General features: G+C 39.5%; 18 protein-coding genes. 11 read left to right on the forward strand and 7 right to left on the reverse strand.

Features of this window, described 5'->3' with window-relative positions; translation table 11 throughout:
* Positions 1–7 precede the first annotated feature (7 nt).
* The 6 genes from PCY17_RS00495 to PCY17_RS00520 all read left to right on the forward strand — a co-directional run bounded on the left by PCY17_RS00495 (position 8) and on the right by PCY17_RS00520 (position 3,638).
* A complete protein-coding gene (locus tag PCY17_RS00495) occupies positions 8–1,123 on the forward strand; it encodes a cysteine desulfurase family protein (protein WP_049520348.1) in 1,116 nt (371 codons plus the stop codon).
* A gap of 4 nt (positions 1,124–1,127) precedes the next feature.
* Positions 1,128–1,475: a DUF1831 domain-containing protein gene (locus tag PCY17_RS00500; RefSeq protein ID WP_049520349.1), complete on the forward strand. Its 348-nt coding sequence runs from the start codon at positions 1,128–1,130 to the stop codon at positions 1,473–1,475.
* A gap of 6 nt (positions 1,476–1,481) precedes the next feature.
* On the forward strand, positions 1,482–1,697 hold the full coding sequence (locus PCY17_RS00505; RefSeq protein WP_000286093.1) for a DUF4649 family protein: 216 nt from the start codon (positions 1,482–1,484) through the stop codon (positions 1,695–1,697).
* A gap of 82 nt (positions 1,698–1,779) precedes the next feature.
* Positions 1,780–2,421, forward strand: coding sequence for a redox-sensing transcriptional repressor Rex (locus PCY17_RS00510; RefSeq protein WP_000653409.1), 642 nt, complete (start codon positions 1,780–1,782; stop codon positions 2,419–2,421).
* A 15-nt stretch (positions 2,422–2,436) separates the two neighbouring features.
* Positions 2,437–3,126, forward strand: coding sequence for a gamma-glutamyl-gamma-aminobutyrate hydrolase family protein (locus PCY17_RS00515; RefSeq protein ID WP_049505854.1), 690 nt, complete (start codon positions 2,437–2,439; stop codon positions 3,124–3,126).
* 23 nt (positions 3,127–3,149) lie between these two features.
* The gene (locus PCY17_RS00520; RefSeq protein ID WP_084857509.1) at positions 3,150–3,638 is read left to right on the forward strand and encodes a hypothetical protein; all 489 of its coding nucleotides are present in this window, start codon (positions 3,150–3,152) and stop codon (positions 3,636–3,638) included.
* 14 nt (positions 3,639–3,652) lie between these two features.
* Here the strand turns inward: PCY17_RS00520 and radC are convergent, their stop codons facing one another.
* From radC to PCY17_RS00545, 5 genes are all read right to left on the reverse strand, one after another.
* Complete coding sequence (gene radC / locus PCY17_RS00525) at positions 3,653–4,333, reverse strand: DNA repair protein RadC (protein ID WP_000286947.1); 681 nt, start codon at positions 4,331–4,333, stop codon at positions 3,653–3,655.
* Positions 4,334–4,375: 42 nt separating this feature from the next.
* Entirely contained in the window at positions 4,376–6,667 is a 2,292-nt protein-coding gene (gene pcrA / locus PCY17_RS00530; protein ID WP_084944551.1) for a DNA helicase PcrA, read from the reverse strand.
* Positions 6,668–6,848: 181 nt separating this feature from the next.
* On the reverse strand, positions 6,849–8,519 hold the full coding sequence (locus PCY17_RS00535; RefSeq protein WP_084944552.1) for a formate--tetrahydrofolate ligase: 1,671 nt from the start codon (positions 8,517–8,519) through the stop codon (positions 6,849–6,851).
* Between the two features lie 181 nt (positions 8,520–8,700).
* Complete coding sequence (locus PCY17_RS00540) at positions 8,701–10,176, reverse strand: hypothetical protein (RefSeq protein WP_084944553.1); 1,476 nt, start codon at positions 10,174–10,176, stop codon at positions 8,701–8,703.
* Positions 10,169–11,335 (reverse strand): hypothetical protein, encoded by a 1,167-nt coding sequence (locus PCY17_RS00545; protein ID WP_000345295.1) that lies wholly within the window; start codon positions 11,333–11,335, stop codon positions 10,169–10,171. The genes PCY17_RS00540 and PCY17_RS00545 overlap by 8 nt, the downstream gene beginning before the upstream one ends.
* A gap of 125 nt (positions 11,336–11,460) precedes the next feature.
* Here PCY17_RS00545 and coaB point away from each other — a divergent pair, with 125 nt between their 5' ends.
* From coaB to PCY17_RS00560, 3 genes are read left to right on the forward strand one after another with little or no spacing between them, the layout of a single operon-like run.
* Positions 11,461–12,150: a phosphopantothenate--cysteine ligase gene (gene coaB / locus PCY17_RS00550; protein ID WP_247924148.1), complete on the forward strand. Its 690-nt coding sequence runs from the start codon at positions 11,461–11,463 to the stop codon at positions 12,148–12,150.
* An 11-nt stretch (positions 12,151–12,161) separates the two neighbouring features.
* The gene (gene coaC / locus PCY17_RS00555) at positions 12,162–12,713 is read left to right on the forward strand and encodes a phosphopantothenoylcysteine decarboxylase (RefSeq protein ID WP_247924149.1); all 552 of its coding nucleotides are present in this window, start codon (positions 12,162–12,164) and stop codon (positions 12,711–12,713) included.
* Complete coding sequence (locus PCY17_RS00560) at positions 12,697–13,260, forward strand: ECF transporter S component (protein ID WP_071851049.1); 564 nt, start codon at positions 12,697–12,699, stop codon at positions 13,258–13,260. Before coaC ends, PCY17_RS00560 begins: the two co-directional genes overlap by 17 nt.
* A gap of 41 nt (positions 13,261–13,301) precedes the next feature.
* On the opposite strand, the gene PCY17_RS00565 is transcribed toward PCY17_RS00560, so the two are convergent.
* The gene (locus PCY17_RS00565) at positions 13,302–13,661 is read right to left on the reverse strand and encodes a hypothetical protein (RefSeq protein WP_247924150.1); all 360 of its coding nucleotides are present in this window, start codon (positions 13,659–13,661) and stop codon (positions 13,302–13,304) included.
* A gap of 135 nt (positions 13,662–13,796) precedes the next feature.
* Between PCY17_RS00565 and PCY17_RS00570 the strand changes: the two genes are divergently transcribed.
* The gene (locus PCY17_RS00570) at positions 13,797–14,324 is read left to right on the forward strand and encodes an ECF transporter S component (protein ID WP_001026213.1); all 528 of its coding nucleotides are present in this window, start codon (positions 13,797–13,799) and stop codon (positions 14,322–14,324) included.
* Between the two features lie 11 nt (positions 14,325–14,335).
* Positions 14,336–14,851 (forward strand): transcription repressor NadR, encoded by a 516-nt coding sequence (locus PCY17_RS00575; protein WP_000159158.1) that lies wholly within the window; start codon positions 14,336–14,338, stop codon positions 14,849–14,851.
* On the opposite strand, the gene PCY17_RS00580 is transcribed toward PCY17_RS00575, so the two are convergent.
* The gene (locus tag PCY17_RS00580; protein ID WP_198464627.1) at positions 14,848–15,315 is read right to left on the reverse strand and encodes an 8-oxo-dGTP diphosphatase; all 468 of its coding nucleotides are present in this window, start codon (positions 15,313–15,315) and stop codon (positions 14,848–14,850) included. The genes PCY17_RS00575 and PCY17_RS00580 overlap by 4 nt on opposite strands.
* Between the last annotated feature and the right edge of the window lie 15 nt (positions 15,316–15,330).

Consider the following 15,330-nt stretch of genomic DNA (forward strand, 5'->3'; position numbering starts at 1 on the left):
TGATTCTTTGATTTATTTGGACAATGCTGCAACGACTCCTATGTCTGCAGTAGCTATTGCAGAAATGACCAAGGTCATGCAAGAAACTCATGGTAATCCTTCTAGTATTCATGGTCATGGTCGGCAGGCTGGTAAACTCTTACGAGAGGCTCGTCAGGACTTAGCCCACTTACTAGGAACCAAACCTCAACATATCTTTTTCACATCTGGCGGTACAGAAAGTAACAATACAGCCATTATCGGCTATTGCCTACGTCATCAAAATCGTGGAAAACATATCATCACAACAGCTATCGAACACCATTCTATACTTGAGACTGTCGATTACCTGGTGCAACATTTTGGCTTTGAAGTGACCATCATCCAACCAGTAAATCAAGAGATAACTGCTCAGCAAATTCAAGAAGCCTTACGTGACGATACCATTCTCGTTTCCACCATGTACGCTAACAATGAAACTGGAAGTCTCTTACCTATCGCTGAGATTGGACATATTTTAAAAGACCATCCTGCTGCTTATCATATAGATGCTGTTCAAGCTATCGGAAAAATTCCTATCCATCCCGAGGAATTGGGAATTGATTTCCTCAGCGCTTCTGCCCACAAATTCCATGGACCAAAAGGAGTCGGATTTCTTTACGCATCGACTGGAGACTTTGATTCCTACCTTCACGGTGGAGACCAAGAACAAAAGAAACGGGCTGGAACAGAAAATCTCGCTGCCATTGTAGGCATGGTCGCTGCTCTCAAAGAGGATTTAAATGACCAAGTTGAGCATTACCAAAAACTAAGCGCACTCAAAGCTACTTTTTTAGAAGAAATTGCAGGTCTCGACTACTATCTCAATGAAAGCAACCACCAACTTCCTTATGTTGTCAACATTGGCTTTCCTGGTCAAAAAAATGATTTGCTCTTGCTTCGGTTAGACCTGGAAGGAATTTCAATTTCTACCGGTTCAGCTTGTACTGCTGGTATTGTGCAAACCAGTCATGTTCTTGAAGCATTTTATGGGTCTGATTCGCATCGTTTAACAGAATCTGTCCGTATCAGTCTCTCTCCTCTTAATACCGAAGAAGAACTGAAACAACTCGCACAAACCTTAAAAAATATTATTGGAGATTAATCTAATGGCATTCGAAAAAACCATTAAACTACAAAACTGCCGCTACGACTACACACTTAGCCCAACTGTCAAAAAGTTCACACTGAAAGATAATACTTTCTTTGAAACAAAAGTTGGAAACTTTGAACTGACTCGTCTGCTTGAGAAAGTACCCAACAGTGGTGAAGGTTTCAACCTAAAAATCATCATCAACAAAGACCTTACAGGTGCTAAACTCAACATTACTGACAAGTCAGGTCTTCGTTTGGTTAATATCTTTAAATCAGAAAACCACCACATTCATCAGGAAAAATTCTACTTCCTCATGGACAGTTTAGTAGAACGCGGTATCTTCACTAAAGAAGAAAGATAATTGACTATGTATCGACTTACCTATCAAGATAACTATCACGTAGAACGTACACTTGAATATAAGGATTACGAAGAGCTCATGTTATCTCTATCAGGCTGTGTGACCCTACCTGATACTCTCCTAATCAGCTCCTTAACGCTGAATGATAAGGTGATTTATCAAGGATTGGTTGGCGATCTCTACCGTTTTCTATCACAAGCTCATTTTTCAGATAAAAACTAAGAAATTTCTTAGTTTTTTCTTGTTTTTGTTGATTTTTTCACAATGTTTCTATAAAATAGAAGAATAGAAAGGTTGTGATTTTGTGAAAGATAAACAGTCTGCTATTCCAAAAGCAACAGCAAAAAGACTCTCACTTTACTATCGAATTTTCAAGAGATTTCATGCAGAAAAAATCGAACGTGCCAACTCCAAGCAAATTGCAGAGGCTATCGGAATCGATTCTGCGACCGTTCGTCGGGATTTTTCCTATTTTGGTGAACTAGGTCGTCGTGGTTTTGGTTACGATGTCAAAAAATTGATGAATTTTTTTGCTGATCTCCTAAATGATAACTCAATTACAAATGTTATGTTGGTTGGGATTGGAAATATGGGCCATGCCCTTCTCCACTACCGCTTCCACGAGCGTAACAAGATGAAAATTATCATGGCCTTTGACCTAGATGACCATCCAGAAGTTGGAAGCCAAACACCTGATGGAATTCCAATCTATGGTATCTCACAGATTAAAGAAAAAATCAAAGAAGCAGATGTCAAAACTGCTATCCTAACAGTTCCAAGTGTTAAATCACAAGAAGTTGCCAATCTTTTGGTCGATGCTGGTATAAAAGGTATTCTCAGCTTTTCCCCTGTTCACCTTCACCTCCCAAAAGATGTGGTTGTTCAGTATGTCGATTTGACAAGTGAACTCCAAACCCTCCTCTATTTTATGCGTAAAGAGGATTAGAAAGCGAAAGCATTTATGAAAAAACCAGTTATTGGGATTACAGGAAATGAAAAAGCTCATCCAGATGATGACATCATGATGAGCTATGCAGCAAAAGGCTTTGTTGAAGGAGTCAAGGACGCTGGCGGAATTCCAATCATCCTACCAATTGGTGATCAAGAAATGGCTGCCTATTACATCAGTATCATTGATAAGCTCATCCTAACGGGTGGGCAAAATGTTGATCCAAAATACTATGGTGAACCAAAGGCTATTGATAGTGATGACTACCATCTTCAAAGAGATATTTTTGAACTAGCACTTATCAAAGAAGCGATTAAGCAAAAGAAACCAATTTTCTCTGTTTGTAGGGGTACTCAACTTTTCAATGTCGCCATGGGAGGCACGCTTCACCAAGATATCGAGGATCATTGGCAGGACTGTTCAGCCGAATATACTACCCAACGCCTCGTAACGGAACCTAATACGATTCTCCGAGAAATCTATGGAGAAATCTCTCACATCAACTCCTTCCACCACCAGAGCATTAAAGATCTAGCCTCAAATCTTAAGGTTGTAGCACATGATCCTAAAGATGGAATCATTGAGGCTGTGACAACTACGGACGGCTTTCCTTATCTTGGTGTCCAATGGCATCCAGAATTTCTCTTTGAAAATCGTCCCAAAGATAAAACGCTATTTGACTATGTTGTTAACGAACTCTAGGACTTATAAATAGGTTATTAATCATGAATGAAATTAAAATACCTTCTACTCATGAGATTTTGAGAGATATAGAAGCTAATGTTTTCATATCTTATAAGGAAAAGGAAGCTAATCTTTTCTTATCAAACAATGAAAAAGAAATAAGGGTTTGCTTTCATCTTTCTAATCTCTATAGACTTTTAACAGCGGAAAGTTACCAATCTTTTTCTAAGAATAAAGAGAATTTCGATAAACTATCTCAAAAAGAAAAAGAAAAACAGCTGAAAGAAATGTCTAAAAAGGCAAAACGATTTTGTAAAAAGGGAGATGCTAAACTAAAAAGTAAATTTCATTCAAGTCTTTACTTTTACAGAGATATTCTCATTCATAAAAAAAGATATTATAAAATCGAAGATTTCAATGCGATTATCAACTTTATCGTTCAAGAAAATTTACTTGTACCCACGATAAAACCTCTTCCTGTTATCAATATGGCAGAAGTAGATTCCTATGTTTTAAAAGTGATTGAGTAAGATCATGTGTAATCTTAAATCAGATCCGTCTTTTCACGGTAACTAAAGTAATCCGAGTGAGAGACAATTAGATGATCCAGAAACACAATTCCCATCAGTTCGCAGGCTTCCTTGACTAGTTTAGTGACATGATCATCATTTCGACTAGGAGATACTGCACCAGATGGATGATTGTGAACGAGAATCACTGAGGTAGCCATATGCTTGAGGGCATAGTGAAGAATTTCCCTCGGTTCAGCAATGCTGCGTGTCGCAGATCCGATAAAAATAGTTTGCTGATGAATGATTTGATTTTGAGTATTGAGATAGAGCGCCACTAGGTGCTCTTGTTTTTTGTCGCCAAGTTCCTGTTGCATTTTCTTGGCTAGCTTTTGACTACTGAGAATACTTTCCATCTCAAGGGTTTCATGTTTGTGAATGCGATGTCCCAGTTCAATCACTGCTTGTAGTTCAATGGCCTTAATCCGTCCAATACCAGACAGACTCTGCAATTCCTGCAGGGTCATTTTTTTCAAATCAGTTAGACTAGTCAAACTGTTTAAGACTTTCTGGGAAATTTCAAAAACATTGGCCGTACGCGTTCCGGTTCTGAGTAGAATTGCTAGCAATTCTTGATTGCTCAGTGCCTCTACTCCTTCTTTAACCAGTCTTTCTCTAGGCAAAAGTGAATCTTCTTGGAATGAAATGCTGTACATAAAAATCCTCCTCACTTTATTATTCGTGAGAAGGATGGAAAATTAGATTTTTTTCTCAATTGGAGCTACACTGGCTAAGAGTTTTTTCAGCCCCACTTCTGGGAAATTGATTTTCAACTCCTGAGTATCACCGCTACCAGAGACTTCCAGAACAGTTCCCTCTCCCCACTTCTTGTGGAGAGCAATATCCCCAATAGACCAGTTGGTATCGCTTGAATCTTTTTTATTTCCGGCTGCTAACTGTCCAAACGGAAGACCACTTGACTGGATAGAGCTTGGTGCAGCATTCCGTTTCCGTTCTTGAAGGGCCTGAGCTAGGCTCATACCTTGACCAAAGGCCACTCCACCACTGCTATAAGATGCCTTAAAGCTAGTATTCGCCGGACGAGCCAAGCCTTGATATTCAATCAAGTCCGAACTAATTTCATTGATAAAACGAGTTGGACGATTGTAGTTGGTACGCCCAAAAAGCAAGCGAGAGTTAGCATTGGTCAGATAAAGGATCTTTTCTGCGCGTGTAATACCGACATAGGCCAAACGGCGTTCTTCTTCCAGTTCATCAGGATCCTCAGCTGCACGGCTAAGTGGAAAGACATTTTCCTCCATCCCAATGATAAAGACAACTGGGAACTCAAGTCCCTTAGCTGCGTGCAAGGTCATCAAGGTCACTTCCGATGTTTCCTGACTACCAGAGTCCGTATCCGCAATCAGGGCAAGGTCATTCAAGAAACGACTGAGTTTGTCCAAACCTGTTTCCTCTTCTTGACTATCAGGATTGTCGTCAAAATTCTTGGTAACAGATAGAAATTCCTCGATATTTTCAACCCGAGCCTTGCTTTCTAAGGTCGCTTGGGCATTGAGAATATCGATATAACCTGTTTTTTCTAGAACAGCCTCAACCAGCTCGGTGATAGTTAATTGATCCAGTTTTTCTCGCAAATCCAAAATCATATTGGCAAAGTCCCAAATTGACTGTGCTGCCTTCCCCTTGATTCCTGATAACATGATATTGGCTGAAGCATCCAGCATAGACATGTCTTGCATATTAGCAAAGCCGCGAATTTTCTCAACGGTTCCTGGGCCAATTCCGCGTTTAGGCTCGTTGATAATGCGCTCAAAACTGATATTATCACTCAAATTGGCAATGAGGTTAAGATAAGCGATAATATCACGGATTTCCTTACGGCTGTAGAACTTGGTTCCTCCAACCATAGTATAAGGAATATTGGACTTGAGCAAGGCTTCCTCAATGGTACGGGATTGTGCATTAGTCCGATAAAGAACTGCAAAATCCTTATGAAGGAAGTTTTGACTGCGACCAAGTTCATCGATGGTTTTGGCTACAAAAACAGCCTCATCTTGTTCGTCATTTGCGCGATAGTAAATAATCTGCTCTCCATCCGCATTCTGGGTCCAGAGATTCTTGGGACGGCGATTTTTATTGTTTTTGATGACGTCGTTTGCAGCTTGAAGAATAGTTTTGGTTGAACGATAATTCTCCTCTAACAAAACGACCTTGGCGTTAGGGTAATCTTTCTCAAAATCCAAAATATTCTGCATATCAGCCCCACGCCAACCGTAAATAGACTGGTCAGCATCACCGACTACGCAGATATTTTTAAAGCGTGAAGCCAAGAGTTTGACCAGTTGGTACTGGGCATGGTTGGTATCTTGGTACTCATCAACGTGAATGTACTGGAACTTCTGCTGATAGTAGGTCAAGACGTCAGGATTTTGATCAAAGAGACGCAGGGTCAGCATAATCAAATCATCAAAGTCAACGGACTCAGACTGACGAAGCTCCTTTTGATAGGCCGTATAACACTGAGCAACGATTTGCGTATACATATCACCAGCCTGGGTAGCATAAGCCACATCATCAATCAAGTCATTCTTAGCATTGGAAATAGTCCCTAAAATGCTCCGTTCATTCCATTTTTTAGGATCCAAGTTCAACTGCTTGAGAATGCGTTTCATGAGAGTTCGTTGCTCACCTGGATCTACAATAGTGAAATTTCGATTATAGCCAATATGATCCGCATCACGACGTAGAATACGAACACACATGGAGTGAAAGGTCGCAATCAGACAGTCCTGAGTAGCTGGATTGAGGCCATAGGCACGCTCCTTCATCTCACGCGCCGCCTTATTGGTAAAGGTAATGGCCAAGATATTCCAAGGATTGACCATCTTTTCATCAATCAAGTAGGCGATTCTGTGAGTTAAAACACGAGTCTTCCCAGAACCAGCCCCCGCCATGATTAACAAGGGTCCTTCTGTCGTTTGCACCGCCTCAGCTTGACGGTCATTCATTCCATTCAATAATGCGTTCATTTTCTCTTCCTTACTCTTGAAGTCAATGTTTCTATTATATCAGAAATCGAGGAAAATATCTTTACCTAGACTGATTGCTTGTAGAAGACAACTCTCTCATCAGCTGAAGACAACTCCCATATCTAGACAAGAAAATGAGCTTGGATATTATTTCCAAACTCATTTTAATTCAATTAAACTATTAGAACAATCCTAGAACAGTTCCGTCGCATTCAACATCCATATTAAGAGCGGCTGGTCGTTTTGGAAGGCCTGGCATGGTCATGACATCACCAGTTAGGGCAACAATAAAGCCTGCCCCTAATTTTGGTACCAATTCACGAATGGTAATTTCAAAGTTTTCTGGTGCTCCAAGTGCATTTGGATTGTCTGAGAAACTGTACTGAGTTTTAGCCATACAGATTGGCAATTTGTCCCATCCGTTTTGAACGATTTGAGTGATTTGTGTTTGAGCTTTCTTCTCAAAGTTCACTTTGCTACCACGGTAGATTTCAGTGACAATCTTTTCAATCTTTTCTTGGACAGAAAGGTCGTTGTCATATAGGCGAGTATAGTTGGATGGATTTTCAGCAATAGTCTGAACAACCGTTTCAGCAAGCGCCACTCCTCCTTCTGCGCCATCAGCCCAGACACTTGCTAGTTCAACTGGCACATCAATAGAAGCACAGAGTTCTTTCAAGGCTGCGATTTCAGCTTCAGTATCAGAAACAAATTCGTTAATCGCAACAACTGCTGGTACTCCAAATTTACGGATATTTTCAACGTGGCGTTTCAAGTTAGCAAAACCTGCACGAACTGCCTCCACATTTTCCTCTGTGAGAGCGTCTTTAGCCACGCCACCATTCATCTTAAGGGCACGAAGGGTTGCGACGATGACAACTGCATCTGGAGATGTTGGCAAGTTTGGCGTCTTGATATCAAGGAATTTCTCAGCACCAAGGTCCGCACCAAAACCAGCTTCAGTGACTGTAAAATCAGCCAAGTGAAGGGCTGTTGTTGTTGCCAAGACAGAGTTACATCCATGAGCGATATTGGCAAATGGACCACCGTGAACAAAAGCAGGTGTACCGTAAATTGTCTGAACCAAGTTCGGTTTGATAGCATCTTTCAAAATCAATGCTAAAGCACCCTCAACCTGCAAATCACCAACAGAAACTGGTGTACGGTCATAGCGATATCCGATAACGATATTCGCCAAACGACGTTTCAAATCTTCAATATCCGTCGCCAAGCAAAGAATAGCCATGATTTCGGAAGCTACGGTAATGTCAAAACCATCCTCACGAGGAATACCATTTAGAGGACCGCCAAGTCCAACGGTCACATGACGAAGAGCGCGGTCATTCAAGTCCACAACACGTTTCCAAAGAATACGACGTTGGTCGATTCCCAGCTCATTTCCTTGGTGTAAGTGGTTGTCAATCAAGGCAGAAAGAGCGTTGTTAGCAGTTGTAATGGCATGCATATCCCCGGTAAAGTGAAGGTTGATGTCTTCCATTGGCAACACTTGGGCATAACCACCACCGGCTGCACCACCCTTGATCCCCATTACTGGGCCAAGAGACGGTTCGCGAATAGCAATCATGGTTTTCTTACCAATCTTGTTCAAGGCATCCGCAAGACCAATGGTAATGGTTGATTTCCCCTCACCAGCAGGTGTTGGGTTGATGGCAGTAACCAAGATCAATTTCCCAACTGGATTGCTCTCAACTGCACGAATTTTATCAAAGCTGAGTTTAGCCTTGTACTTTCCATACAATTCCAAATCATCGTAAGAAATACCCAGTTTCTCAACAACATCAACGATTGGTTTTAACTCAATACTCTGCGCGATTTCAATATCTGTTTTCATTCAAAACTCCTCTAACCTCTAATGTGATAATTCATTATAACACAAAACAAGATTTTTCACATTCTAAAACTCTCTAAACGTTCGTAAATATCCTGAATTTCAAGATTTTTAGGGCCCTTTGAAAAATTTTATATGGCTTTATAGTTTTAGACTATAAAGAATTTGAAAATAATCTAGGAATCTAGGAAAGAAAATAACTATCAATTTCAGACAAATCATGGAGAATTTTATTATCTTCAATTTCTAAACTTTCTGCCATCTCAATAGAGTACTCAAACCTAAGTTTAGTATTTATTGACAAATCAAACGAATATGCTTGTATTTCGCCCAATTTTTTATACTTTTCTATAATTTCGTTGTAAATGACAAGATAATTTTCATCTAAAGTTTTTATGTAACTATTCAGATTTTCTCTGTAATCTTGAATTATCCTTTGTTCTCTTTCATTTAATATTCCCTTACCTATCTCCCAAATTATTGAAGTAGATATTGAACCAACTACAGAACCAAGAACAGGTATTGGAATCATGATCTGACCAATACAAGCACCAATTGTAGCAAAGGAAGCATCTATTACATTTAATGTCAACAGATTCATAAGTTCATCTTGAGTTATTTCGGAAGATCTGAATCTCAAAACAACATCTATCATCCCATAAGTAGCCATTACTAAAGCACTGGCATTTGGAGCACTAATACCCAAAATATTTGTTAATCCGTAAATTGAATATCCTGATATTGCTCCACTTGCAACTCCTTTTAATGAATTCAATCCACAATCTAACCAATCGGATTGTTCGAATTCAAAGATACTTTTTCCTTCTATGTATTTTCCATACACAGTCGACATTAATGCTAAACCACCTTGTAAAAAAGCTGCGTTTCTTGCAACCTTGTTAGCTTCTTTTAAATTTGGTAATGCATGTTTTTGGGTCACTAATCTTTTTTTATTTAATTCTTGTTGTTTTAGTCTGACTGTTTTACGAATATTCTTCTCTTCAGAATCTATAAGAGAATGAATTGAATTTTTTTGAGCGTCTTTGTAATCTAGAGCAGAGGATTTCATCCAATATTTGTATGAAGTAAGTCCCTTGCTTTCAGTGATATCATTAATCATTTGGCGTATATCCGTAATTTGTTTAATGGATAATCTCTTGCCATTCAATTCAACTTCTTTTGCTCCAGCCATTATTTTTTCAAATACTTGAACGTGATCTTTTGGAAACATCATTTTCATTTTTGAACTGTAATGAAACGATTGAGCTAGTTCATCACGTAAATTACCATAAAACTTCATTTGAATGGTATTTCTACCAATTAATAAATCGGCTGGTCCATTATCATTCAATACTTCGACAATAGGATTTAACCCTTCAATGGCTCTCCTCGCATTTACAATCCCTGCTTCTGCAAATTCAGCGATAAAGCCATGACCACCATAATCTCCTCCACGCTTCTTTAAAATAACGTCTTCAATATTGTCTCTCGTATAGTTTAAAATCTTTGAGGCATTGTCCTTGTTTAAGATGACTCTGCGTGCTTCATCCTCTATGATTTTCATAGCATTATGTAAATCTTGAATTCTCAAGTTATTTAAACAATTGACATATGCACCAATACCTTGGTTAAAAGCTTGATTAAAAATCTGGTTACTCATTTATTCTAATTTCCTTATTTACCATAGCAGTCAATGATAGAGTTGAATTCACTAAAGCACCTGCTTGATATTTTTCGTCATCAGTAAATAAGCTATAGTCCATTCCAGTTAAAGATAAATTGGCTAAATAAATTCCTTCTGTTTGTTTTTCAGTTAGTTCTATTAATTCCGTAACTTCTATTACTTTTTCTTTAAGTTGTCTAGCCAACAATTCTACCTTTTTCTGTTCCTCTATAGCCTCTTTTGCAACTTCTTCATTTTTCCTATTAGCTACTACACCCGCCCCAACAGAAGCGGTCAACATAGCGCCTGCAATTCCCCAACCGACAGGACCAGCCAATGCCAAAAATGCGTTACCGGCTGCCACTCCACCGCCACCAGCTGCTACACTTCCACCACCTAACCAAGCCAGAGCGGCGCTATTTGCTGCAGCACCTGTCAAACTTGAAATTGCAGTACCTGTTGATGCAACACCAAATGTAGTTGCAACACCCATAGCGGCAGTAGGCCCTAAAGTTGCAACTGTTACTCCTAATGCGCTAAGTGAAGCCGTAGCCGCTGTGCTACCACTTGCTAATTCAGCTTCCTTAATTGACTGTGAAATAGCAATTTGCTTATCTTCAAAATTCTGAATTTCAACATCAATTGCTTCTAATTTTGTTTCAAACTCTTTTGGTTTATTTGCTAGTTTGTTAATTCTTTCTTCAACAATTTTTACAACTTTGATAGCTTTGTCCCTAACTTGATAAAGCTCTATTGATTTATTAGCCAAGCTATCCGCTTCCTCATTATAACAACTAATAGCTTCATTATATCCATCAACAGCTTCTTGTCTTAGTTTAGAATTAAAAAGGTCTACCGATTCAATTTGTTCTTTTGTATTATTCGCTATTTTCCCAGCTTCGTTAAATGTTTCAGAAGTCACATTTGTTATCTGATGTGCTACATCTCCGGCAACTCCAACAGCTTTCACTGAGACATCTGAGACAACATTACCAACTTGGCTTGATACTTCACCTATAGTTTTTACAGATTCAGTAATAACTTCTCCAGTAAATTTACTCGCTTCATTTAAAGCTTCGCTAGTAGCAGAACCGACATCATTCAGTACTTTACCAGCTTCCTTTGCAATGTTGTCTGCAAATTTAAAAAAATCCATAATAATACCCCTATTAATTTACTTAGATTCATTATCTTATTTATTACTATAAATGTCAATAATAATATATTTTTCTTTTAAATGCTTTCTTTGACTTGCATATCATTTTTGTGTACAATAGTCCTATGAAAATTTTAGTTACGTCAGGCGGCACAAGTGAAGCAATTGATAGTGTCCGCTCTATTACTAACCATTCTACAGGACGCTTGGGGAAAATCATCACAGAAACCTTGCTTGCTGCGGGGCATGAAGTTTGTTTGATAACGACAAAACGAGCTCTGAAGCCAGAAGCTCATCCCAACCTAAGCATTCGAGAAATTAACAATACCAACGACCTTCTAGTTGAGATGCAAGAATGTGTTCAAAATTATCAAGTCTTGATTCATTCAATGGCCGTGTCTGACTACACTCCTGTCTATATGACGGGGCTTGAGGAGGTACAGGCTAGCTCCAATCTAGAAGAATTTTTAAGCAAGCAGAATCATCAAACTAAGATTTCTTCAACTGATGAGGTTCAGGTCTTATTCCTAAAAAAAACACCCAAAGTCATCTCTCTAGTCAAGGAATGGAATCCTGCTATTCATCTGATTGGCTTCAAACTGCTGGTTGATGTTACCGAAAATTATCTCATAGAAATTGCTAGACAGAGTCTTGTTAAGAACCAAGCAGACTTGATCATTGCAAATGACCTGACTCAAATCTCGGCAAACCAGCATCAAGCAATCTTTGTTGAGAAAGAGGAACTCCAAACCGTTCAAACCAAAGAGGAAATAGCAAACCTCCTCCTTGAAAAAATTCAAGCATACGATTCATAGAAAGGAAAGCCATGGCAAATATTCTCATCGCAGTGACAGGTTCCATTGCCTCCTATAAAGCAGCTGACCTAGTCAGTTCCTTGAAAAAACAAGGCCATCATGTCACTGTCTTAATGACTGAGGCAGCGAGAGAGTTTATCCAACCGTTGACACTACAGGTACTCTCACAGAATCCAGTTCACCTTGATGTCATGCAGGAACCCTATCCTGATCAAGTCAATCATATCGAACTAGGCAAAAAGACTGACCTTTTTATTGTTGTTCCTGCTACTGCTAATACTATTGCCAAACTAGCACACGGATTTGCTGACAACATGGTGACAAGCACAGCGCTTGCCCTGCCAAACCACGTCAAAAAGTTAGTCGCACCAGCCATGAATACAAAGATGTATGACCATCCGGCAACTCAGGCTAATCTAAAAATATTAGTGACCTATGGTTATCAGATTATCTCTCCAAAAGAATCTCTACTAGCCTGTGGCGATCACGGCAAAGGCGCCCTAGCTGACCTGAATACTATTTTAGAAAGAATAAAGGAAACCCTCAATGAACAAACGCTCTAACATTGCACCGATTGCTATCTTTTTTGCAGTTATGCTCGTTATCCACTTTTTGAGTTCTCTCCTATTTAACCTTTTCCCATTCCCAATTAAACCGACCATTGTTCATATTCCAGTAATCATTGCTAGTATCATCTATGGCCCTCGAGTTGGAGTTACACTTGGTTTTCTTATGGGACTATTGAGCTTAACGGTAAACACAATTACCATCCTTCCAACAAGCTACCTCTTCTCACCATTCGTACCGAACGGAAACATCTATTCTGCGATTATCGCTATTGTCCCTCGCGTTTTGATTGGTTTGACACCTTACTTGGTTTATAAAATATTAAAAAACAGAACGGGTCTCATCTTTGCTGGTGCTCTCGGTTCCCTTACCAACACCGTCTTTGTCCTTGGGGGAATTTTCTTCCTTTTTGGAAATGTCTTCGACGGCAATATTCAAAAACTTCTGGCAACCGTTATTTCTACAAACTCAATTGCCGAGCTTGTCATTTCTGCCGTTCTAACAGTAGCAATTGTCCCACGCCTTGAAACCCTGAAGAAATAAAAAATCAACTCCACTTTCATCCTGAAGGTGGAGTTTAGCATTTAAAACATGAGAAACATCAATAGAATGTGAAAGCCAAAGCGCAGGAGCTGATACGAAAGAGGGGTAGGTTGCTGACTTTTCTGACTATCCAAGTATAGGGTTAGTGATAGAAAAACCAAACCAAATGCAATCACCAATCTGACGAAATAAGCAATTTCGAGTATTGCTGCCATCAAAAGAAAACCTAATAAAGGAAGGCTAAAAAGTGAAACAGCCAGGCCACTTACTAATAGAGAGAGTAGCGAAAGGACCAATAAACTATAAACTAGGAAACGAGTCCAACCTGAGACTATTTTCCCTTCACTTTTCTGTTTTGACATCATCACGATTACCACGATTAGGTAAACAAAAAGTATCATCACAATTTCTCCTCAGTTCCTATTATTCTTTACCACATTTTAACCAAATTTTCCTGAAAAATCAATAATGCTTCTTGACTTGATTAGTGATTTATTGTACTATACTTGTGTATATACAGATAAATGGAGGTTCTTATGAATATACGGAAAAAAACGCAGTTTATGACTATGACTGCCCTACTCACTGCAATCGCGATTTTGATTCCAATCATTATGCCTTTTAAAATCGTTATCCCACCGGCTTCTTACACCCTGGGAAGTCATATCCCCATCTTTATCGCCATGTTTCTTTCGCCTTTGATGGCTGCTTTTGTGATTATTGCTTCTAGTCTTGGTTTCCTGATGGCTGGCTATCCGCCTGTTATTGTACTTCGTGCCTTCTCTCACATTGTTTTTGGTACTTTGGGGGCTTTGTACTTAAAGAAATTCCCTGAAACCTTGGATAAACCAAAGACATCTTGGATTTTTAACTTTGTTTTGGGTGTTGTTCATGCTATCGCTGAAGTAATAGCTTGTATCATCTTTTATGCTACTTCAGGGACAAATGTTGAAAATATGTTTTATGTTCTCTTTGTCCTAGTTGGTTTTGGAACAATTGTCCATAGTATGGTAGACTATACATTAGCACTAGCTGTCTATAAAGTGCTTCGAAAACGTCGCTAAAAGGAAAAACTATGACAAAGGATCGCAAACAAGCTCTTCTCAAACTGTTAAAAGAGGCGCCAAAAGCTCTCAATGGTCAAACCTTGGCTGAACACTTCCATGTTACGCGCCAGGTCATTGTACAGGACATCGCTATTCTCCGAGCAGATGGAGCTCCTATCCTATCCACCAATCGTGGCTATATCTACAAAGAAAATGATGCTAGCCCCTACGTGCACAAACTCTTTAAAGTGAAACATGAACTGGAAGAAATCGGTCAGGAACTACTAGCCATTGTAGATAATGGCGGACGCGTTCAAAATATCTTAATCGATCATCCCGTTTATGGAGAAATTGAAACCCTACTCAAACTCACTTGCCGACGAGATGTCCAGCATTTTCTCGAACAAGTAGAGAATTCAGACTTTAGACCCCTTTCTGAATTGACAGATGGCATTCATTACCACCTTGTTGAAGCCGAGACACAACAAGACCTCCACTATATCGAGGAGGCCTTGGATCAGTTAGGTTATTTAGTAAAAGACTAGAAAATTTCTTTTTCCCAGCCGTCCTCTGTACGGTGGCGATAGAAGAACTCAGACTTGTCAGGTGCTTCCATCATTTCCATCAAAGGCAACATATCATAGGCCAGTTCCAAATTTGGAATCTGGTCTTTTTGCACCCAAGATACTTCTCCTTCTTCTGAAGATTGGAGATTTCCAGTAAACTCTGTCGCTTTATAGCAAACGACGATGTAGCGCCCACCTGTATCTAAGGGCCAGTTTTTAATGCCGACTAGTTGTGGATTCTGAATGGTTAGACCTGTTTCTTCATAAATCTCACGAATGACAGACTCGGCAAAGGCCTCGCCATTCTCAACATGTCCTCCTGGAAAGGCATAGCCAGACCAGCGATTGTTTTCGGGTGAACGATACTGCATGACTACTCGCTGGGTTTCGAGGTCTTCAATCAGACAGATGTTGGTTAAAATAGTTGCTTGGGCACGGGACATAGATTTACTCGCTTT

Source organism: Streptococcus sp. SO2 (assembly GCF_030440025.1).